Source organism: Sneathiella sp. (genome assembly GCF_036844445.1).
GTDB lineage: Bacteria > Pseudomonadota > Alphaproteobacteria > Sneathiellales > Sneathiellaceae > Sneathiella.
The window spans coordinates 642,534-663,478 of sequence record NZ_DAIUFV010000001.1 but is presented as its reverse complement, the minus strand read 5'-3'; the positions used below and the strand labels follow the sequence as shown (position 1 = coordinate 663,478).

General features: G+C 62.1%; 22 protein-coding genes. 6 read left to right on the top strand and 16 right to left on the bottom strand.

Annotated elements, in window-relative coordinates; genetic code table 11:
- Positions 1-64 precede the first annotated feature (64 nt).
- Positions 65-1,003, top strand: coding sequence for a DUF1853 family protein (locus tag V7Z56_RS03095; RefSeq protein WP_334127879.1), 939 nt, complete (start codon positions 65-67; stop codon positions 1,001-1,003).
- Here the strand turns inward: V7Z56_RS03095 and V7Z56_RS03090 are convergent.
- The 13 genes from V7Z56_RS03090 to V7Z56_RS03030 form a co-directional block, all read right to left on the bottom strand.
- A complete protein-coding gene (locus tag V7Z56_RS03090) occupies positions 953-2,278 on the bottom strand; it encodes a TadE/TadG family type IV pilus assembly protein (RefSeq protein WP_334127878.1) in 1,326 nt (441 codons plus the stop codon). The two genes, V7Z56_RS03095 and V7Z56_RS03090, sit on opposite strands and share 51 nt — an antisense overlap.
- Complete coding sequence (locus V7Z56_RS03085) at positions 2,275-2,823, bottom strand: TadE/TadG family type IV pilus assembly protein (RefSeq protein WP_334127877.1); 549 nt, start codon at positions 2,821-2,823, stop codon at positions 2,275-2,277. Before V7Z56_RS03085 ends, V7Z56_RS03090 begins: the two co-directional genes overlap by 4 nt.
- Positions 2,813-3,313 carry a TadE/TadG family type IV pilus assembly protein gene (locus V7Z56_RS03080; protein WP_334127876.1) on the bottom strand — a complete coding sequence of 167 codons (501 nt, stop codon included), beginning with the start codon at positions 3,311-3,313 and terminating at the stop codon, positions 2,813-2,815. The genes V7Z56_RS03085 and V7Z56_RS03080 overlap by 11 nt, the downstream gene beginning before the upstream one ends.
- Positions 3,310-4,128, bottom strand: a complete 819-nt coding sequence (locus V7Z56_RS03075; RefSeq protein WP_334127875.1) for a tetratricopeptide repeat protein — start codon at positions 4,126-4,128, stop codon at positions 3,310-3,312. The genes V7Z56_RS03080 and V7Z56_RS03075 overlap by 4 nt, the downstream gene beginning before the upstream one ends.
- Positions 4,129-4,130: 2 nt before the next feature.
- Positions 4,131-5,123 carry a type II secretion system F family protein gene (locus V7Z56_RS03070; protein WP_334127874.1) on the bottom strand — a complete coding sequence of 331 codons (993 nt, stop codon included), beginning with the start codon at positions 5,121-5,123 and terminating at the stop codon, positions 4,131-4,133.
- Positions 5,120-6,037, bottom strand: a complete 918-nt coding sequence (locus V7Z56_RS03065) for a type II secretion system F family protein (protein ID WP_334127873.1) — start codon at positions 6,035-6,037, stop codon at positions 5,120-5,122. Before V7Z56_RS03065 ends, V7Z56_RS03070 begins: the two co-directional genes overlap by 4 nt.
- A gap of 41 nt (positions 6,038-6,078) precedes the next feature.
- Positions 6,079-7,434, bottom strand: a complete 1,356-nt coding sequence (locus V7Z56_RS03060; RefSeq protein WP_334127872.1) for a CpaF family protein — start codon at positions 7,432-7,434, stop codon at positions 6,079-6,081.
- 9 nt (positions 7,435-7,443) lie between these two features.
- A complete protein-coding gene (locus tag V7Z56_RS03055) occupies positions 7,444-8,658 on the bottom strand; it encodes a cellulose synthase operon protein YhjQ/BcsQ (protein WP_334127871.1) in 1,215 nt (404 codons plus the stop codon).
- 13 nt (positions 8,659-8,671) lie between these two features.
- Positions 8,672-9,292: a hypothetical protein gene (locus tag V7Z56_RS03050; protein WP_334127870.1), complete on the bottom strand. Its 621-nt coding sequence runs from the start codon at positions 9,290-9,292 to the stop codon at positions 8,672-8,674.
- Between the two features lie 16 nt (positions 9,293-9,308).
- Positions 9,309-10,715, bottom strand: a complete 1,407-nt coding sequence (locus V7Z56_RS03045; RefSeq protein ID WP_334127869.1) for a type II and III secretion system protein family protein — start codon at positions 10,713-10,715, stop codon at positions 9,309-9,311.
- Position 10,716: 1 nt separating this feature from the next.
- Positions 10,717-11,589: a hypothetical protein gene (locus V7Z56_RS03040; protein WP_334127868.1), complete on the bottom strand. Its 873-nt coding sequence runs from the start codon at positions 11,587-11,589 to the stop codon at positions 10,717-10,719.
- 6 nt (positions 11,590-11,595) lie between these two features.
- The gene (locus tag V7Z56_RS03035) at positions 11,596-12,093 is read right to left on the bottom strand and encodes an A24 family peptidase (RefSeq protein WP_334127867.1); all 498 of its coding nucleotides are present in this window, start codon (positions 12,091-12,093) and stop codon (positions 11,596-11,598) included.
- Positions 12,094-12,158: 65 nt separating this feature from the next.
- Positions 12,159-12,350, bottom strand: coding sequence for a Flp family type IVb pilin (locus V7Z56_RS03030; protein WP_334127866.1), 192 nt, complete (start codon positions 12,348-12,350; stop codon positions 12,159-12,161).
- 711 nt (positions 12,351-13,061) lie between these two features.
- On the opposite strand from V7Z56_RS03030, the gene V7Z56_RS03025 reads away from it, so the two are divergent.
- A complete protein-coding gene (locus V7Z56_RS03025; RefSeq protein WP_334127865.1) occupies positions 13,062-14,216 on the top strand; it encodes a glycosyltransferase family protein in 1,155 nt (384 codons plus the stop codon).
- Positions 14,217-14,234: 18 nt separating this feature from the next.
- Here the strand turns inward: V7Z56_RS03025 and V7Z56_RS03020 are convergent, their stop codons facing one another.
- Positions 14,235-15,155 carry a glucosaminidase domain-containing protein gene (locus tag V7Z56_RS03020; protein WP_334127864.1) on the bottom strand — a complete coding sequence of 307 codons (921 nt, stop codon included), beginning with the start codon at positions 15,153-15,155 and terminating at the stop codon, positions 14,235-14,237.
- A gap of 134 nt (positions 15,156-15,289) precedes the next feature.
- Between V7Z56_RS03020 and V7Z56_RS03015 the strand changes: the two genes are divergently transcribed.
- The gene (locus tag V7Z56_RS03015) at positions 15,290-15,625 is read left to right on the top strand and encodes a hypothetical protein (protein ID WP_334127863.1); all 336 of its coding nucleotides are present in this window, start codon (positions 15,290-15,292) and stop codon (positions 15,623-15,625) included.
- A 105-nt stretch (positions 15,626-15,730) separates the two neighbouring features.
- Positions 15,731-16,780, top strand: a complete 1,050-nt coding sequence (locus V7Z56_RS03010; protein WP_334127862.1) for a hypothetical protein — start codon at positions 15,731-15,733, stop codon at positions 16,778-16,780.
- Positions 16,781-16,800: 20 nt separating this feature from the next.
- On the opposite strand, the gene mtnA is transcribed toward V7Z56_RS03010, so the two are convergent.
- Complete coding sequence (mtnA, locus tag V7Z56_RS03005; protein ID WP_334127861.1) at positions 16,801-17,901, bottom strand: S-methyl-5-thioribose-1-phosphate isomerase; 1,101 nt, start codon at positions 17,899-17,901, stop codon at positions 16,801-16,803.
- Between the two features lie 114 nt (positions 17,902-18,015).
- On the opposite strand from mtnA, the gene V7Z56_RS03000 reads away from it, so the two are divergent.
- Positions 18,016-19,125 (top strand): S-(hydroxymethyl)glutathione dehydrogenase/class III alcohol dehydrogenase, encoded by a 1,110-nt coding sequence (locus tag V7Z56_RS03000; protein WP_334127860.1) that lies wholly within the window; start codon positions 18,016-18,018, stop codon positions 19,123-19,125.
- A gap of 182 nt (positions 19,126-19,307) precedes the next feature.
- Positions 19,308-20,150 carry an S-formylglutathione hydrolase gene (gene fghA / locus V7Z56_RS02995; RefSeq protein ID WP_443023740.1) on the top strand — a complete coding sequence of 281 codons (843 nt, stop codon included), beginning with the start codon at positions 19,308-19,310 and terminating at the stop codon, positions 20,148-20,150.
- Here fghA and V7Z56_RS02990 read toward each other — a convergent pair.
- A complete protein-coding gene (locus tag V7Z56_RS02990) occupies positions 20,147-20,935 on the bottom strand; it encodes an alpha/beta fold hydrolase (RefSeq protein ID WP_334127858.1) in 789 nt (262 codons plus the stop codon). The two genes, fghA and V7Z56_RS02990, sit on opposite strands and share 4 nt — an antisense overlap.
- Positions 20,936-20,945 lie beyond the last annotated feature (10 nt).

Below are 20,945 nucleotides of genomic sequence, written 5' to 3'. Positions count from 1 at the left end.
ATACAAACGGGCCCCGGTTAGTTGCTCGCTGTATCGCCTGCACCGCCGATCCCGCAAAATCCTGATGACTGCGACTCTGGAGCGCCCGCGTCTTCCCTTCGCGCTTCGGGATCTCACGTGGGCGATCACCTCGCCGATGCTGCTCCGAAGCGACTGCCTGCCGTGGCTTGCCGATAGCGGGGAGACGGCAGGACTTCTCAAGCGATTGGAGGCGGATCCCGCACCGCTTCTTGCGGCGATCGGAAATCCCGCCGCCCTCAATCTCGGCCGGTATTTCGAAGCGCTGATCCGCTACTGGCTGTCGGAGCTGGAGTCCGTTGAGATGGTTGCGAGCAATTTTCCTATCCGCCGGGAGCGCCAGACAATCGGCGAGATTGACTTGCTCTTCCGTCACGGAGACGCCATTTTTCACTGGGAACTGGCGGCAAAATTCTACCTCAATATCGGCGCGGGCGGGCGAGAAGAGGAGTTTGTCGGCCCCGGCCTTCGCGACCGGCTGGATATCAAGCTTGGCCGGCTCTTTGGCCATCAGCTTCGCCTCGGCGATCGCGCGGAAACGCGCGCGGCGCTCCCCTCACTCGATACCGCGCCCCGCGCCTTTCCCTTTGTCAAAGGATGCCTGTTCGACCCATTTGGCAGCCACCCTATCCCCCGCCCGGAGAGGATCGCAGGCGATGCCCTTCGCGGCCTCTGGTGTCCGCGCGGTGCCCTTCTTGAGAATGAACGGTTGCCCGCCTTCAGCCATTTTCGCCTGCTCGAAAAGCATCGCTGGATCACGCCCGCTTTCTATCCCGATGAGGTGACGGAAGGCGGCATCCCGGCCCTTCGCGCCGCAATTGCCCCCCACTTTGAAAAGCGCCGCATGCCGGTGATGGTGGCGCTGATGCGCGATGAGGGCGCGCCGATGCTTGACGTGCAGGCGCGGCTTTTCGTCACTCCGGATGACTGGCTCTCACATGCCCGGAAAGCGCACCTTGATGAGAAATCCGGCGAGCGAGACTAGCGCATCTTGCAGCGCCGCCTCATCTTCGGCGCGAAAATAATGCATGGGCGGGCCCGCGCAAAGTTGCAGGGCGGAGGAGACGCTCTCCGGCGCAAGATAGTCGACAATATAGAGCACAACGTTATTCCCGCGAAGCCGGGCGCAAACATCAATAAGGCGCGCAATCTCCGCCGTATCCACGACGTCGCTGCCGGCAATTAGCAGGACCGCCTTGGATCGTGTCGCATCGTCATAATCTGCCGGGGAAGATGATCCCGCCTTCCAGAACCCGCGCCAGTCGGGCGAGAGCAGCCGCTCCGCCCAGAGCATCGCGCGGCCGGGGGCGGCATCGCCAGTGCCGGTAAGCGACGCGAGTGCGCTCGCCACCGGGCCCGCGGAGCCAAGTGGCAGAAGCGGCTCCGCCCGGCACTCCGGCGTTGTGATATTCTCAAAATGCGGCAGGCCTGTTTCGGGATTAATGTCAGACGTGAGCGTGAGAACAAGCGGGAAAGGGGCAAGATCGGGGGACGTCGCCGCCTCCCCCGCCGCGCCCGGGCGGATACCGACGCACCAACGGTCTGCCGCGAGATCGCCGCTCCACCCGGTCGTGCCGGGGATTTCGGGCGGCAGGTTCTCGGGCCAAAGTCCGGCGGCCACCCAATCGCTCCGCGGCGCAACATTGACAAGCGCGTTGCCGAACGGAACGAGCGCATATTGCACGCCCCCGCCCGCCGTGAACGCCGCATCAAGCGCGCCGATGAGACCCGCGGCGGCCTCGGTGATCTTCTCCAACCGGCCGTTTGCGGCAAGCGCGGCGCTCGCCTCAATTACAAGGGCAAGCTCCAGTGCCGGCTGCTCGGCCCGCGCGCTCACCGACGCGCCGATCGTTACCTCCGGGAACTGCAACGCACCGAGCAGCAGTGTCGGAATAGCGGCTTGTCCCGTCACCGTCACCGTGCCTTCTCCGCGATTGGTCGCGAGGGTGACGACGGGCGCGGCGTCACTCTCGAAACCGAGCCGGTCGGTACTTGCGAAATTGACGCGCGTCATCTCCCGCGCAAACGTCGCAAGCGCCGCATCGTCTGCAAAGGGAAGGCTTTTTGCCGCCGCAACTGCCGCCATCTCGATGGCAAAGGAAAGCCGTGTCTTGGCGAGAAAGAAGCGCGAGAGATCGAAGGCCAGCGCGATCGCCCCAAGGGTGAGGAAAATGCCGAGAGCAAAAATCAGGAAAGCCGCGCCAGCGTCATCGCGAGCGAAGCGGCGGATCAGCCATCGAGATTTCTCCCGCCCCCTCATTCCAGCGACCGAACCGCCGCATGCCGTGCGATGGAAAATTTCTGCGCACTCACCTCTGATCTTCCCACGATGCGGAGCGGCGAGAGAGAACTCCCCGCATGCGGCGCCAGGCAAAGATCGAGCTGCAGCAGATAACGGGGGGCCGCGCCTAATGCCCCATCCGGAAGGCGAGGCGGCAGATCGCAGCCGAGGCTCGCCTCCCCGCGCTCCCGCTCCCAGAGGAGGGTTGTCTCCGCCGCCTGCTGATGAAATGCGCGGACGTGAAAGGCGAGCGCGGACGCGCCCCCTCGTCCGCCCACAAGCCGCTCCGCAACCAGTGCCGCAGCGTCGAAGTCCGTGTCCTGCAACTCGCGGCTGTCGGCAAGCATCTCTACGAGCAGCACCGCTGTTCGCTCCGCCGTTCGGGTTAGCTGCACCCACTGGATCAACGCGACGCCGCCAAATAGGAGAAGCAGCAGAAACGGCGCGCAGAGCGCCACCTCCACCGCAAGGTTGCCGCGCTCATCTTTATATAATGCATTATTCTTCAATCTCTTACGCGTCATTTCTGATAACCAGATAGACCGATTCCAGCGCCGCGCCGGAGGGATAGAGATAGTTGACGAAGGGCGTGAGAAAGGGCACCTCATACTCAAGGCGATAGGCGGTAAGGCCTGCCGCCCCGTCATCGCTGCCATCGCTCGGGACGCCCGCGGCAAGGGATGCGAGATCCGGAAAATGCTCAACCGAGAGGGTCAGCGCGTCAGCTTGCAGCATCCCGCCGGTAACCGAGGCGGCAAGCCCGCTAAGATGTGCCTTCAAAGCTGCGGGCGGAAGGTGGGCGCGCACCGGCATCGGCAGTTCCCTTCGCACATGATCGGCAAGGCTCTGGGCGAGCTGATCGAGCAGGCTTCGCGTCAGCAGCAGCCGGCTCACGTCAATAATCGCAAAGAGCAAGGCAAAGACGAGCGGCAGCAGGATCGCCATCTCCACCGCGAGCGAGGCCCGCTCATCAAGGAGAGAGCGCCGCCATGTTGCTCCCCGTCGCACATTCATGATCCCGCCGTCCCCTCAACCGGCAGGGCCAGCAGGTACCTCCGCAACAGCTCGGGCGTCCCCATCCGGCGGAGCGCCGCGTAAAGGCGAAGATTGTCCGCAACGCTCTGCGCATCAAGATCGATGTGCGCGATCCGGGCGGCGGCCTCTTCATCGCCCTGTAGACCATAGGCGAGCGCAAGGTTCTGCCGCATCTGAACCGTTGCGCCGTCAGCGAAGGCGAGCGAGCGGAGCGCTTCCGCCGCCGCTGCATATTCGCCGCGGAGCAGACGCGAGACCGCGAAATTATTCTTGAGCGCGGCATCGTCCGGTTTGAGCGTGAGCGCCTCCTCATAAAGCGCGCGGGCGCGATCAGAATTGCCCGCAAGATCCTCAGCGAGCGCAAGCAGACCCATTGTCGTGGCATCCTGCGGAGTCAGCGCGAGCGCGCGTTCAAAATATTCCGCGGCAATGGCGGGGCGGAAAAGCTGGAGATTGGCGCGGCCAAGACCGAGAGCGGCCGCGGGATCCGCCTCCTCCAGCCCGGCAAGCCGTTCGAAAACAAGGATCGCTTCATCGCCGTGGCGGGCTTCAAGATAAACATTCCCGAGGCGTTTGAGGATCGCGGCATCGCTGCCGCGCTTTGCGAGCAGTGTCTGGTAAATCTCTATGGCGGCCGGGTAATTGCCTGTCCGCGCCGCGATATCGGCAATCCTCAGCGTCTGCTCCTGTTCCCTCGCCGCGCCGGTCAGATCATCGAGCGCGCCGCCGCCCGACAGTGCGCAGCCCGAGAGCAAAAACAGCAGCGAGACAATGACCAGGTGCGGGCGGTGCATGATCAACCTCCTATCGTGCGCATCATCAGAACAAACCCGGGCCCGGCGGCAAGCGCGACCACCGGCGGCAGTATCAGGAGAATAAGCGGAACGCTAAGCAGCGCCGGCATGCGCGCGGCGGCATTTTCAAGCTCCAGCAGGGTTATCTTGCGCATCTCCACCGCCACGGCTTTAAGCGCGCCCGAGACAGACGTGCCGTAGCGCTCCGACTGGCGCAGGCTAAGGACGAGATATTTCAGGCTGCGCGATGCGGTACGCTTTTCCAGGTTATCAAGGGCCCTGGATTTATCGGGCAGGATGCGGAGCTCATTGAGCGTAATGCGCATCTCCGCCGCTGCGTCCGGCGCAAAGGGCGCAAGACCATCGACCGCCCGCGCCATGGCGGCTTCGAGCGTCAGCCCCGCCTCGATACAAAGGATCATCAGATCGATCATGTCCGGCACCGCCGCCTCGATCCGCCGTTGCCGGCGCCGGATACGGGCGCGAAGAAGCGCGCCTGGAGCAAGCCCCGCCGCGGCGGCGGCGGCGAGGATCACGAGCGCCCCCTTGAGGCTGACGGCGGCGCCCGGCATCTGCTGCTCGAGCAACAGGGCGGCGGTGATGCCTGTCGTACCGCAAAGCACGAGGCGCAGTATTTTAAAGGGCCGCAGCACTCGCTTCGGATCGAGCCCGGCCCGCGCCAGCTCTCGATGGAGCTGCGGTCTTTGAAAAAGCGCAGAGATGCTACCGCGGCGGCCTGCGCCCTCCCGCATCTCCGGAGGGTCGTTTTCAAGCTTCTCAAGATCGATGCGGAGCACCGCCAGCGCAGCGCCGGACGCGTCGCGTGCGCCTTCCGTTGACAGCAGAGCGAGCCGCCGATCGAGCCGCTCCCGCCGCCGTGCGCATAAAGCCTTGATCGCAAAAATCAAAGCCCCTGCGAGGAGTATCGCAATCGCGCCGAGATACGGAAGATCGCGATGGGAGAGCAGCCTTGCGAGCTCGGCGGGGTCGCTCATTTCAGCCTCCCGAGCAGGCGGCTCATCGCATAAAAGCCCGCAACGAGACTGATCCCGGAATAGACAAGCAGCTGGTTGCCGACGGGATCATTTAGCAGAAAGTCAAACTGCGTTCGGCTCGTCAGCGCGAGAATGAGCAGGATCACGGCTGTCACGCCCGCAACAATATAGGCCGAGGTCCGCGCCTCCGCCGTCAATGCCCGCGCTTTCAGATGCCGTGCCCGCCGCTCGCGAAGGACGCTCGAGAGATTCTCCAGCACTTCCGCATATTGTCCGCCCGTCCGCCGTTGCAGGATCAGCGTTGTCGCCATGAACTGCATCTCCCGCGCGCCGGATTTTTCAACCGCCGCCGAAAAGGCCGTCTCAAGGTCGATGCCGATCGCCAGCTTCTCGGCGAGACTGCGAAACTCCCGCCCGAGCGGGCCCTGCATCTCGCTCGCGATGACGCGGAAATTTTCCTGCAATGACATGCCGACACGGGCGCCGCGGATAATAATATCAATCGCTTCGGGAAGCTGGTCGGCGAACTGCCGCTGCCAGCGCCGGCGCCTGAGATAAAGGAAGAGCATTGCCCCGCTCCCGAGCAGCGCAATCGCGACCATCGCAAGGCCGAGAAACGGCGGCGCACCGGCAAGCAAGGCAGCAACCCCGACGGCGAGCATCAATGCCGCGATCAGCAGCCGCAAGCGCCCGTCGCTCGCGATCCGCTCGTGAAAGCGGGTGCGTTTTTTGTCCCCCTGATAGAGATCGGGCAGGTTGACCGGCGCTTCGGGCAGCGCGACGACCGGCTCCTTGCCCTCCCGCAGCAGCGCTTTCACCCGCGCGCTCAGGCGGCGTTCGCGTTCCCCGAGGCGCTGCTGCAGCATGAAAAGGAGCGTCAGGCCGCTGAGGACGCAAAGAAGAAATGCGATCATCAAAGAATATTCTGCCGCTCGGGCCATCCACATCTCCGGGGTCATGAATGCAATACCTCCTGCAGGTCTTTCAGCAGCCCGGCGCGGCGGATTTTCTCCTCCGAATGCGGCCGCGCGCCGCTATAGCGAAACGCCGCCTCGGCAGGTCCGCGCCCGTCGTCATCGCCGGCATAGTCAAAAAGCGCCTGGCTGCCGATCACGCCCGCCTCCACGGCAACGATTTCATTGATGCTGCGGATATAGCGCATGCCGTTCGCGCCCCGCTCGACATGGATCACGAGATCGAGCGCGCTCGCAATCTGCTGACGGGCGCCGCCGCTCTGGTAATTTGCGAGGGTTGAGAGCATCAGGTTCTCGAGCCGGAGCAACGCATCGCGGGCGCTGTTCGCGTGAATGGTCGACATCGATCCGTCATGACCGGTATTCATCGCCTGCAACATGTCATGCACCTCGGCGCCGCGCACCTCACCGACAATGATGCGATCTGGCCGCATGCGAAGGGAATTGCGCAGCAGATCCCGCTGCGTCACCTCGCCGACGCCTTCGCTATTGCGCTGACGGGTTTCGAGGCTGACGACATGCGGCCGTTGCAGGGCAATTTCGGCGGCATCCTCGATGGTGACAATGCGCTCCGTTTCCCGGATAAGGCCCGAGAGGGCGTTGAGAAGCGTCGTTTTGCCCGAGCCCGTCCCGCCGGAGATGAGGATATTGAGTCGGCTTTGCGCCGCGATTTTGAGAAACCCGCACATTTGCGCGGACAGCGAGCCGCGCTGCGCGAGATCATCGAGGCTGAGCGGTTGCTTGGCGAATTTGCGGATCGAGATCACGGTCCCGTATACCGACAGCGGCGCGGTGATCACATTGACACGGCTGCCGTCTTTGAGGCGGGCATCCACCATCGGGTTGGCCTCGTCGATGCGCCGCCCGACGGAGGCCGCGATGCGCCGCGCTACCTCAAGCACATGCTCCTCGCTGCGAAAACGGTAGCGGGTGAGTTCAAGACGCCCGCCCCGCTCGACATAGACCGTATCAAAACCGTTCACCAGAATGTCGCTCACCAAGGGATCGGCGAGCAGCGCCTCGATGGGGCCAGTGCCGACAATATCATCAAAAAGCTCGCGCGCGATCGCCGCCTGCTCTGAGCCGTTGACCTGCAGCTTCTCCTCATCGACGATTTTAGTAACCGCCTCGGTAATGCGAAGACGCAGCTGCTCGGGTGGCAGCGCGGAGGCGGCGGAGGGGTCGATGCGGCTGAAAAAGCGGCTCCGGACGCGCTCAATCAGCTCCGGCGGCAGCAGGGTCAGCTCTCTCGGCACATTCTCAAGGCCAGCCTTGAACGGGCCCGTCTCCTCCTGAAGGGTGCCGTATTCATCACGTTCCGAGCGTCGTCCGAACATTACCGCCTCTTATAGTCGCAGCGGCCAGCGGGTGCGGCGCGGCCGCGCCGGGCCTTGCCCGAGGAGGATCCCGGCGAAGCGAAGATAGGCGCGCTGGACGGCCGATTTCCGCTGCATCGCGGCTTCCCCGTTCAGGCTGGCGACGGCGAGACGCCTGCGCTCGAAGGGAATGACCAGATCCACGGGACGGCCCACCACCTCGGCGATCTTCTCCGTCGGGACATCGCCGCTTCGAATATCGCGGCCGCGGTTGACGATGATAAAAAGCTCCTGTCGCGCCTCCCCTTCGCCGAGCCTTGTCACCAGCCGCGCGGCATCGCGAACGGCGGCGAGCGTCGGCTCCAGTATCAGGACCCGGATATCGGCCCGCTCCAGCAGCAGAGAAGAGGCCGCCGGACGGGCGCGGTCGAGATCCTGGAAAATAAAGTGATAGCGCGGGCGCAGATGGCTCATCAGCGCCTCGACAGCCTGGGCGTCATATTCGCCGCCGCCCGGCCGGTCATTGCCGCCCGCAAGCAGCCGCAGCTTATCGCCGACGGAAAGGGTGGCCCGCTCGATCACCATCTCGTCAATGCGCTCGGGGCTTGAAAGGAGCTCCGCGAGGCCGCCGCCCGCCGCCTCCCCGAGATCGAGCGCGAGCGAGCCGGCGCCAAGGTTGAGATCCGTCATCATCACATGGCGGCTGTAGTGATGGGCGAGCAGCCAGCCGAGACTGGCGACCGCTGTGGTCGCACCGACGCCGCCCCGCACGCCAAAAACCGCAACCGTCTTGCCGGTGCGCGCGTCCATCTGGCGGCCGGCCTTCTGCCCGCTCGCCCGGGCGATGGCGCGAAAGAGAAGATCCGCCGGGACCGGTTTCACCAGATAATCGGTGACGCCGATCTCCATCAGATCGCGGTACAGTCCGACGGTATCGCGGGTCCCGAGCGCGACGACATTGACCTCAGGCGGGCAGATATCGGCGAGTGTCTTCAACTCAGACAGCGGCAAGGCTGCATCCGAGATATCGACGATGAGCACAGGTGGCATATTGCGGCTTGCGTAGTCGCGGCGCGCGTCCGGGATCCGGCCTTTCTGGATATATGTCGTCTCATAGCCCCATCTGCCGAAAAGCTCGTGAAGCTGCTGTTCCGTCTCCCGGTCCCCGACGTAGGCGGCGATCCGGACGGCTTCTTTCTCCGCCTTCGGGAAGGTAACAATTTCGGGGGAGGATTTCCGCATCATGAGGCTTCTCTCCCTATCGTCCGGCATCAGGCATCGGGCGCGGCGCGGCTGTGAAATAGCGGGAAACCGCCGCCGCGTCGCGCGCACTTGAAGCCGGCCCGAGACGACGCCCCTCATACCATTCCGCAGGGTAAGCAAGGCTCAGTAGGCGGTTCTGTTCGACCACACAGCCAAAACCCGGCGACGTGCGGGCGATATGATCGAGCTTGCGGTAGGCGAGATCGGCGCCGCAGTCCGCAAGGCTATAGCGATAATAGGTCACCTCAAGCTCAAGCCGTTCCGCCGCGGCCGGAACGGACGGCAGCCATTCGATCAGGGCGAGTTCGGCAAGCGCCGCTTTCTCAAGCGCGGCCTGAATTTTTGGGGGGCGAGGACCCGCGCCGCCAAAAGATTGCAAGGTAACGAGCGCCGGCGGGTCACGGCGCAGCTGCAAAAGCACAGTCTCAAGCGGGATGCCGGATGCGGTTTGAAGCGCGCCCTCCGCACCGCCCGGCTCGAAAGTGAGGCGCGTGCTCATCGCCGTGACAGCGTTGACGCCGGCGGCAGGTGGCAGCGTTCCGGGGAGCGGCGACGCCGTGCAGGCCGCCAGCAAGACGGCGGCAATTAAAGCCGCGGCGATCCCTGATCCTCTCATGCCTTTCCCCCTCCTACTAATAGATAAAGCCGACCGGACCCGTCAGTTTCAGCGGCGGCTCCGCCCTCTCGTCCGGGATTTCCGCAGCAGCGGCCGGCCGCGCAAGCCGGCCCGTGGTCATTTTCTCCAGCGTGTCTGTCGGCTGGTAGCGATCAACGGCGGTTCTGAACTCATCGCGGCTCCGCGGCCGGACGATATTTGCCGTCGCGATAATGACAAGCTCCGTCTCCATGTTGCGATAGCGCGTCGAGCGAAAGAGCGGCCCGAGGATGGCGAGATCGGCAAGCCAGGGCACTTCGCTCACGAGATTGCGGGTCTGGTTCTGTAAGAGGCCGGCGACGGCGAAACTCTGTCCGCTCGCAAGCTCGATCGTCGCCTCGGTCCGGCGGACGGCGATGCCGGGAATGCGGAAGTTGTTGATGACCACCGCGCCGAGATCGGAAATCTCGCTCACCTCGGGGCGGATATGAATGCTGATGCGATCGTTCGAGAGAACAGTCGGCGTGATGTCGAGGATGACGCCGAATTTCTTGAACTCGATCGTCACCTGCTCGTCGGTTGCCGAGACGGGGATGGGAAACTCGCCGCCTGCGAAGAAGCTCGCCGTCTCGCCGGAGCGCGACGTGAGATTGGGCTCGGCAAGGACAGTGAGCAGATTTTCCTCGGCCAGCGCATCAATGATCAGCGACGCCGATCCGTTGCTGCCCTGATAACCGAGGAGCGCGCTTCCTCCAAGGCCGGTTGACGCCGACGATGGCAGGAGCCCGCCGCCCGACAGCAGCGCCGGCCAGCGGTTGGTGATCAGCCCGATCGCGAGCGAGCCCGGATTGAGCAGCATATTCCAGTTGATGCCGAGATTTTTTGATGCCTCCCGGTTCATCTCGACGATGCGGACGCGGATATTCACCTGCGCGGGCGCGGCGAGCTCCAGGCGATTGACGATTTCCTCATCCTTACCCAGAAACCCGCGCGTGACGGCAAGGATATGCTCGGCCTGAAGGGGCGACTGCGCCGTTCCGCCAAGGATGATCCGGCCGGGCGTCGCGCTGACATGAAGACGGCTCTCCGGGAACTGCCTTCCAAGCAGGCTCTCAATGAGCGCGACATCGCGAAGCACGGTGACAACGCGCTCAAACAGCGGGGCGCCCCGCGCCCCCACCACCATGACATGGGTGCGGCCCGGGCGCTTGCCGTAGATAAAGAGGCCGCCCGTCGCCGTGAGGCGGATATCCGCAATATCGGGATCGGTGAGCAGCACTTCGGACGCGGCGGCCGACAGCGGGAAGAGCCGCCCCTCATTGATGGCGAGTGAGATCTCCGGGACCGCCCCCCTCTCCTCGGGATGCGCAAGCGAAGATGACAGCAGCAGAAGCGCCGCCAAGATGAGAGTGATTGCGCCGATATGCCCGAAATGCCGTCTCATCTCAGGACCCGCCCGCTTCTGTTTCACGGACCGGAGGGGCGCGGTGAACGGTGGGAAATTTCTCCACGCTCGTTTCACCGCCCCGCATGATGATCACTTCGCGCGGCGCCGGTGGGCGGACCGGCCGCGGCGCTTTGGCAAGCTCGGGAAAGAGGTCGGTTACCGAGAGGGTGGCCTCCGCCGCTTCCGCGTCGCGCCGCGCGCCGCTCGCATAACCATAGGGCGCGATTACCAGCCGACCGATGCTTTCCCCCAGCAGAACGCGGGCGACACTCTCTTCAGGCAAGGCAAGCGTTATCTTCGCCGGCGGCTTTCCCGCAAGGCTTTCGGGGAGGGCCGTGATGCGGACATTCTCGGCGAGCCGCCGGACGAGCGTCTCCCCCGCCTTCGCGGATGTCGCGGGCGCGGCAAATTTGAGGATTAGATCGACATGATCGCCGACGCGAAGCGCCGCGTAGTCGCTACGATTGCCGATCTCGAGCGCCTGCGCCCGCTCGCCGGCGCGGAGCAGGGCCTTTTCATACCCGCTGTCCCCGGGGCGAAGGATATCAGCCTCCTCCAGAAACTCGCCGCCGCCCCGCGCCGTCAAAAGGACCGCCCCGTCAAGGTCGGCAAGCTCGACACTCCCCCGCAGCAGCAGCGGCCCGCGGGCGATCTCACTTTCGCGCGGAGACCATTCGAGAAGATTGGGCCTTAAGATATCGCCCGGCAGCTGAGCGCGCCTGAGACGCAATGCATATTGCGCCGGCGCTGCCACGTCAGCCTCGGCCACCCTGGATTGGGCCTCCGTCGGCCGAAAGAAAAGCATATTGCCGAGATAAGCGGCGGAGCCGAGAAACAGCGCCGCGATCAGGATGAAAATAAAGCTCCGCATCCGCGCTTACCCTCCCGCCAGATAGCGGCCATAGAGCGCGACGCCGCCGCCCGCCGCGATGGCAACACCATATGGCACCGTGCTGGCCAGAGCGGGCGCGGGCGCCCGCACGAACCGGTGAAGCGGCGCGGCAAGCAGAGCTGTCAGGCATTGCGCCTGCGGGCTGATCACGAGCAGCGCAAGCGCGCCGCCAGCAAGCGCCGTCACAAAGAGAAAATCCGCTGCCGCGCCCGGCCCCGCCCAGAGCATTGTCACGCTCGCGAGCTTGACATCCCCGCCGCCGATCTTGCCAAACACAAAGCCAATGAAAAGAAGCAGGAAAAGCATGGCTGCCGCAAAAAGATGGGGAAGCACGTCAACATCGCGCGCGGGACTCGCGGCATACAGCACGAAGAGCAGCAGGATTGCGAGCGACACCCAATTGCGGATGATGCGCGCCGTGAGATCGGTCATGGCCGCAATGAACAGCAGCAGTAGCGTCAGCACGGGATAGATATCGCTCATGGAAATGGCTTTCGGGGAAAATGCAACTTCCCGGCGGCGCCGCCGGCCGGGAGCTGCCGCAAAACTCAGTTACCGCTGCCGCCGCCGCTGCCGCTGCCCGACCCGGTCAGGTCGATCGCGTTAAAGGCGGTTTCGAGCTTCGTATAAAAGGCCGCCCCGGCCACGCCGACAACCGCGGCGGCCGCCGCCGCCATAAGGGCATATTCAACGGCTGTCACGCCGCTCTCATCGCGCAGGATGTCTTTTAGCATTCTCATTATCTCTCACCTCTCTGTTCTATCTTGTTGGAAAATTTCTATTTATACACACGTGGAGCGCTACTTTAAATTGTTGTTGTCCGGCGATGGCTGCGATATCCCCCTTCATCCTGGGCGAAGGGCGCACCCGAATATCGCCTGTCAATTTTTTTGATTTCCGACAGCCCGGCTCGCGCTTAATTAAGAAACAAGTCGACCTGTATGTATTGTGACGGATTAATCTACGATCCGATGCCGTGCGCAACTGTTCAATATACAATCGTTTTTCCCAACATCAGGAGAATTTTATATAAATAAAAATGATTCGCCGTCACCCAAAACTTTTCGTAATTATAGTTAATTACACAAATATTTATGGTTAATTTAGAATTAAAATTATTTATAGTAGCCATACTTCGGAGCAATACAAACTTTGGTAGATTATTTCCCTCCCCGCGCACTCTCGCTTTAATAGATTTGAAGAATCGATTCTTGGCCTCCCGCCCCCACTTTCGCGCGATGACGGACTGAATGTATCGGAGAAATGGATTTGCAACAGTTCCGCGCAAAATGACAATTGCGAAGAAATAAAATTGTTGAAACGCGCCTTCTATGTCCGTATATCCGGGAAAACCGGGGGGCGGGGTTCATACCATGAGCGAAAGCGAACGCGCACGACGTATCCTGATATACAGTCACGATTCATTTGGCCTCGGTCATTTGAGACGCTGTATGGTAATGGCCAATTCGCTGGTTGAGCAGAACCAGAATCTCTCCGTCCTTATTCTCTCCGGCTCCCCCATTATCGGCAGTTTCGACTTCAAGGTCCGCGTCGATTTCGTTCGCATCCCGGGGATCATCAAGCTTCGCAATGGCGAATATACCTCGCTCAGCCTGCATATCGACACGGAGCAGACGCTGGCGATGCGCGCCTCGATCATCCAGCATACCGCCGAGACGTTCGATCCGGATATCTTCATTGTCGACAAGGAGCCCTACGGCCTCAAGGGCGAGGTAACCGAAACGCTGGAGATGCTGAAAGAACGTGGCACGCATCTTGTCCTCGGCCTTCGCGACGTCCTTGACGACCCGTCCCTGCTCGGCCCGGAGTGGCAGCGCAAGAATGTCCTGCCGGCGCTCAACGATCTCTATGACGATATCTGGGTGTTTGGCGTCAAGCAGATCTATAATCCGCTGACGGGGCTCGATATCCCCGCGAGCGTCAAGCGCAAGATCACCTACACCGGCTACCTGCCGCGAAGCGCGCCGGCCGTTGCCGATCCCGCGATTTTGAGCGAGATGAAGGAGCCTTACGTGCTCGTCACCGTTGGCGGCGGCGGCGACGGCGATGTGCTGACGGACTGGGTGCTGCGCGCCTATGAATCAACCCGCCAGCCGCCCCTTAGCGCCCTTTTCGTTCTCGGCCCCTTTATGCCTCCGGAAACCCGGGCGAGTTTCCGCGAGCGGATCCAGAAACTGCCGCGCGTCCGCGCCGTCACCTTTGACAGCCACATGGAAAGCCTGATGCAGGACGCCTCGGCGGTGGTTGCGATGGGCGGCTATAATACCTTCTGTGAAGTCCTCTCCATGAACAAGCGGGCGCTGATCATTCCGCGCACGGTGCCGCGGCTCGAGCAGTATATCCGCGCGACCCGCGCCGCCGAGGCCGGGCTGATCGGCGTTCTCGTCGATGACGGCATTCGCCACAGCGACACGATGCTGACGGCGCTCCGCCAGCTTTCGCAGCAGAAAAAGCCATCTGAAGTGGTTATTCCGGGGCTGCTTGACGGGCTGATCAATTTGAACCGTCTCGTCCGGCTGCGCTTCAAGGCGGCGGACAAGCGCCGCGCGCTGCTCGAGGCCGAGGCGGCCTTCGCCTCCGACTAAGCGGCGAGGGCCGCCTTTCTATCGCAAAACCAGATACTTAATCCGCTCATCGGCAAGCTCGGCGTGATCGAACGGAGCAAGATCGTTCCGTGCAATGATATCGCGAAGAAGATGCACATATGTTTCCTTGCGTTCGGAATAGTTGATGAGCGTATCCACAAGATCATAACCCGTCGGCACCTTTTCCGCAGCCCGGAGATGGGCGCGTTTGGCGCGAAACTCAGCATAGGCCTGATTTGAGTTGAGATTGAGCAGATAGGCGCCAACCGAGTCGAGCGGCGCCTTGAAGGCGGCAATGCGATAATCCCCTTTCTCCGCCGCGCGCTGCTCGCCCGGTTTGATGCCGGATTTGTAGCTCCATTGCCCGAAGAAGGCATTCCCCTCGCTTGTGAAGCGTGACGTGCCCCAGCCGCTCTCCTCGATCATCTGCGCGAGCATCAGCGAGGGCGGCACGAGATCCATTTTATGCGTCAACTCGCGCCAGAACTCTTCGGTATCGAGGCTCGCCGAAACGCCGTAGCGCGTGCCCTCACCGGCGAGCCAGTTTTTATCCTCGGGCGACATCCGTCGCCCCTCCTTCGTTTCATTTTCCAGTTCGAGCAGCTTCCGCCGGTCCTGCAGCAGCGCGTGATTGGCGACCAGCGCAAGCGGCACGGTCAGAAGCAGGAAGGTGCGCTTCTTCTCGTCCACCGGCAGGTTCGGCGCGACCCGCAGGCGCCATTCATCGGGAATATCGAGAATGACGTAAGGCGGCACCGGCTGCTGCTGCGTCCGCCATTTCTGAAGCGAATAGCCACTCTTTTCGATAAAGGCGCTGAGCTCGTTAAAATCGCGAATTGTGACGGTATCCGCCATTCCTGCGCGAAGCGGCAACAGAATCAGACAGAAAGCAAGCAGGATGCGCGCCGCGCGCGCGGCAGATGATGACAATATGGACATGGCTTCCCCCGAGGCCAATGAAGCGCAAAGTATTGCATAAAATTTCCAGAACGGGAGCAGGAAATTGCGCGCCGCCCCCTTGCCTATCGCCATTTCTCCCCTAGCTGAAAGGGATATGGCCTTCGGGGGAAAAAATGATGCCTTTCATGCGCTTCCTTTCGCTCAGTCTTCTTGCCGCACTCCTGCTCGCGCCCGCATCTGTTCAAGGCCTTGGCTTTGCCCGCTGCGGGCCGGAAATCGACAAGATAATCACCTCCCTTGATGTGCCCGAAAGCCGCATTCGTGATGTGACGGTCATGAATATCTACAGTGCAAACGGCGTCGGCGGCGGGTATGTCGATCGTGTCGAGGGCTGGGTCTCCTTCAATGACTGCCGCGGCAATCTCGTTATCGCGGTCAACAATGTCTGCAATCTCAAGAATGTCTATACGACATATGAATGCCACGTTCCAAATGTGAAGCATTTTTAGGATAGAGGCAGTTGGCCTGCCATCGGCGGCGGCAACGGAAGTATGGCGAAATAATTTTGCGCCTATATACTCGCGGCAGATAACGATACGGCCGGAGAGGATATCATGTCAGTCGCTTCAGACAAAAAGAACGGCTATGAAGCCGTCGCAACGCTTTACCATGCCTATTTTACCGGCGTCCTGCTGACGCTCGCGAGCCGCAAGGACCGCTTCGCCGCCGGCGATTTCACCTTCAACATCTTCCGCCGCCAGCATCACGAGAAGTTTCTTTCAAGCTTTGAGAAGCTGGGGCTCTCCGGCCTGCCCGACGCGGTCGCCTGCGCACAGTATCATTATCTCTCGAACGGCGTCGGCGGCGTTCCGGTCGAATATATGTATGAGAACGATAGGAAAGCCTGGGTGCATTTCTGCCATCCACGCTGGATCTATGACGGCGCGGCCATCTGCGGCATCCCGATGGAAGTAAACCACGGCTATCTCAAGGGCTGGTACGCACACAACGGCGTCAGCCTCAAGAATCCGCGCCTCGGCTTCGTCTGCGTCTCGCAGGACATGGACGGGCAATATGGCATGGCCGGCTATTTCAGGGAGTTCGACCATGATCTCGCGCCGGAGGAGCGGTTGCAATTCCGGCCGGGCGAGATTGCCCCGCCCTTTGACCCCGCCGCGGCGCCAACGCTTGACATCTCCACCTGGCCCGAGGAGCGGCTGCAAAAGGCCAATCGCAACTATTCAATGGACTATGCGAAAAATGCGCTGATCGAGCTTGCCGCACAGTTTGGACCGATGGACGCGACCGTCTATGGCGGCATCACGGCGCAGCTTATCGGCAAGCAGTTTTACCGCAAGACCGCCGACCTCCTTGGCATTACCGGCGACAGCCCGGAGGATTTTGCCCGGTACCTTACCCGGATGGCGATCGGCCATGATGATGAGGCGGAATGGGAGGCAAAGGGTAATGCCGTCCATGTCCGGCAAAAGGGCTGGCGCCTGATGCGCGGTGCGGAGGCGCAACCCGCCTCGGTCTTTGACAGCTGGAACCAGCTCTGGCAGGGCGCGCTCGCGGTGCATAACCGCGCCCTCGTGCTCGAAGTGCAGCAGCGGCAGGATTATGGCGACGACTGCTTTGAGTGGCGCATCCGAAAACGGTCGTAAGCTACTGAAATACCAGAAATCTATGATCTATCATAAAGTCCGGCGAGACCTTCGCGGCTTGCCGACGCGACGCCCCGCTCGGTAATCAGCGCGGTAATCAGCCGGGCGGGCGTCACATCAAAGGCGGGATTGGCGGCGCTCGAAAACTCCGGCACTATACGAACTGTTGCCGTCTCCCCTCTGCCCATCGCCCCGCTGATATATTCGACTTCATGCCCACCGCGGTTTTCAATGGGTATCTCGCGCAGCCCGTCCTCGATCTGCCAGTCGATGGTCGGGCCCGGCAGCGCGACATAGAAAGGCACGCCATTGTCCTTCGCCGCGAGGGCTTTGAGATAGGTGCCGATCTTGTTGCAGACATCGCCCGTCGCCGTCGTCCGGTCAGTACCCGTGATGCAAAGATCGACCTCGCCCTGCTGCATCAGATGGCCACCCGCGTTATCGACGATCAACGTATGCGGCACGCCATGCTTGCCAAGCTCCCAGCAGGTGAGATGTGCCCCCTGATTGCGCGGCCGCGTCTCATCGACCCAGACATGCACCGGGATGCCAGCCTCAAAAGCCTTGTAAATGGGCGCGAGGGCCGTTCCCCAATCGACAGTGGCGAGCCAGCCCGCGTTGCAATGGGTGAGGATATTGAGACGCTCCGCCCCACCTCTCTCCTGCTTCTCCCGCCAGTGCTTCTCCAGGATCGCAAGACCATGATCGCCGATGGCGCTGTTGATCGCCACATCCTCGTCGCAGATTTCGGCGGCGAGCGCGTAAGCCGCGGCAAGGCGCTGTCCTTCACCAAGCGGCAGCAGCGCGTCCAGCATCCGTTGCACTGCCCATTGCAGGTTGACAGCGGTCGGCCGCGTCGCGACCAATTTTTCGGCAAACTGGCGGAGCGCTGCATCGCTCGTCTCCCGGCGAAGGCCGAGCGCGAGGCCATAGGCCGCTGTCGCCCCGATCAGCGGCGCGCCCCGCACCAGCATATGCCGGATCGCATCAGCCGCCTCGTCAACCGTTCGCAGGCTTTTCACCACGAAATCATGCGGCAGCCGCGTCTGATCGATGATATCGACCGACCAGCCATCGGCCGCGAGCGCAATGCTCCGATATGCCACGCCATCAATCCGCATGCATCCCTCCCCGCCCGCCTCGGGCAAATTGTCGTGATTGAAAAGACCTTGCCACCGATGTTCTAAAGCGGCAGACTCGCCCGAGCAAGAAAAACCCTGAAAAGTGAGGATCAGATGGAAGTCAAAGCCGCTGTCGCCCATAAAGCTGGAGCCCCTCTCACCATCGAGACCGTAACGCTGGATGGCCCGCGCGCTGGCGAAGTTCTGGTGGAAATCAAGGCGAGTGGCCTCTGCCACACCGATGCCTTCACCCTTTCGGGCGATGATCCGGAAGGCATTTTCCCTGCCATTCTCGGCCATGAGGGCGCAGGCGTCGTCGTCGATGTCGGCCCCGGCGTGACGTCCCTCAAAAAAGGCGATCACGTCATTCCGCTCTATACGCCGGAATGCCGCGAATGTGACTACTGCACCAGCGGCAAGACCAATCTCTGCCAGGCCATCCGGGTAACGCAGGGGCAAGGGCTGATGCCGGACGGCACCAGCCGCTTCAGGATCAATGGCGAGAAAGTCTTTCATTACATGGGCTGCTCGACCTTTGCGAACTACACCGTCGTGCCGGAGATTGCGCTTGCGAAAATCCGCGAGGACGCGCCCTTTGACAAGGTCTGCTATATCGGCTGCGGCGTCACCACCGGGATCGGCGCGGTGATCAATACCGCGAAGGTGCAACCCGGTGACAATGTGGTGGTGTTCGGCCTTGGCGGCATCGGCCTCAATGTCATTCAGGGCGCGCGGATAGCGGGGGCGGACATGATCGTCGGCGTCGATCTCAATCCGTCGCGAAAAGAACTCGGCGAGAAATTCGGCATGACTCATTTCGTCAATCCGAATGAGGTGGAGGGCGATCTCGTCCCCTATCTTGTTGATCTCACCAAGGGCGGCGCGGATTTTTCCTTCGAATGCATCGGTAATGTCAATGTCATGCGCCAGGCGCTCGAATGCTGCCACAAGGGCTGGGGCACGAGCGTCATCATCGGCGTCGCGGGCGCCGGCCAGGAGATTTCAACCCGCCCCTTCCAGCTGGTCACCGGGCGCGTCTGGAAAGGCACGGCGTTCGGCGGCGCGAAAGGCCGGACGGACGTTCCGAAAATCGTCGACTGGTATATGGACGGCAAGATCAACATCGATGATCTCATCACCCATGTCATGCCGATCGAGAAAATCAACGAAGGCTTCGACCTGATGCATGCCGGGAAATCGATCCGGAGCGTCGTGACGTTCTGATCCTCTGCCGGCCGCACACCCCGGCACCGACACGCACCCTTCACGATCCGCGCGGGGCGGAGGATGCGTTGCGCTTCCCGCCCGCCGGCCTCTTGCCGCTGCCGGGGCGCCGAGTTGCCGGGCCTCTGATTATTCGCTAGTCTGGTCGCTATATTGAGAACAGATATTTTGGACGTGTCAGCATTATGAAAATTATTTCCGAACAGGCCTGCTTTGGCGGCATTCAGGGCTTTTACGAGCATCAGTCATCGGAGACCGGGACGCCCATGCGGTTCGCGGTCTTTCAGCCGCCTGCTGCGAAATCCGCGAAAGCGCCCGTTCTCTATTTTCTCGCCGGCCTTACCTGCACGGAGGACACGGCCACCATCAAAGCGGGCGCGCAGCGCGCCGCAAGCGCGCATGGGCTGATCCTCGTCATGCCCGATACCAGCCCGCGCGGCCTTGACCTGCCGGGCGAGCATGAGGATTGGGATTTCGGCAGCGGCGCGGGTTTCTACCTCGATGCGACAGCAGACCCGTGGGCGAAAAACTATCGCATGGAAAGCTATGTGAGGGGCGAACTTCGGAAACTGGTGGAAGCGAACTTCAATGCCGATCACGCGCGAACCGGCATTACCGGGCATTCCATGGGCGGGCACGGCGCGCTCACCCTCGCGCTTAAAAATCCGGAGATTTACAAATCCGTCTCCGCCTTCGCACCGATCTCATCACCGATGAACTGCCAGTGGGGCGAAAAGGCCTTCAGCGGCTATCTTGGGTCCGACAAAGCGACCTGGCGGCGCTATGACGCGGCGGAGCTTGTCAAAGACGGTGGCCGGGCGCGCGATATCCTGATCGATCAAGGAACAGCGGATCAGTTTTTAGATTCGCAGCTGAAGCCGGAGCTGTTCGAGGCCGCCTGCCGCGCGGCCGGACAGCCCCTCACCCTCCGCCTGCGGGACGGCTATGATCACAGCTATTACTTTATCCAGACCTTTATCGAGGATCATATCGCCTTTCACGCGGCGACCCTGAAAGGGCTCTAGACCTCCGCAAGGTGACGGCGCACTTCGGTGCGGAAGATTTCCGGCTTTTCGAGTGCGAGCTGATGGGCGGCGTTATCGACGACAACCAGGCGCGACCCCCGGATCCGGTCCCTGATCTGCTCGGCCGCACTCGGCGTCGTGCTTGCATCCTCGCTGCCGACGAGGATCAGGGTTTTCGCGTCGATCGCCGAAATCCGGTCTTTCAGATCAAGCCCCGCGATGGCGTGACAGCAGCCGACATAGCCATCCACCGACGTCTCAACGATCATCCGGCGAACGCGGGCGTCCAGTTCCGGCCGCTTGTCCAGCGAGCCCGCAACGAACCAGCGCGACATGCTGGTCTCAACCGTTGCCTGCAGCCCCTCCTCTTTCGCGAGGCGGATGCGCTCCGGCCAGAGCGCCTCGGAGCCTTCGGGGAGCGCGCACATCGAGCTTGAGATGATAAGGCTCAAGACGCGGTTAGGATAGCGAAGCGCAAATTCCTGCCCGATCATGCCGCCGATGGAGAGGCCGAGAATATGGCTCTTCGCGATGCCGTAATGATCGAGAATGGCGGCGAGATCGTCGGCGAGCAGCGCCATTGTGTAGGGCGGCGCGCTCGCCGCGCTTTTTCCGTGGCCGCGGAGGCTGTAGCGGAGGACCTGATAATCTTTCGAGAGGTCGGCGGCAAGCTCGTCCCACGCGCCGAGATCGCAGCAAAGCGAATGGCCAAGCGTGATGACGGGCGCGCCCTCCGGCCCTTCAAGCCGCGTATCAAAGCTGTTGCCGTTTGCGGTGATCATCATGTCCCCCTCC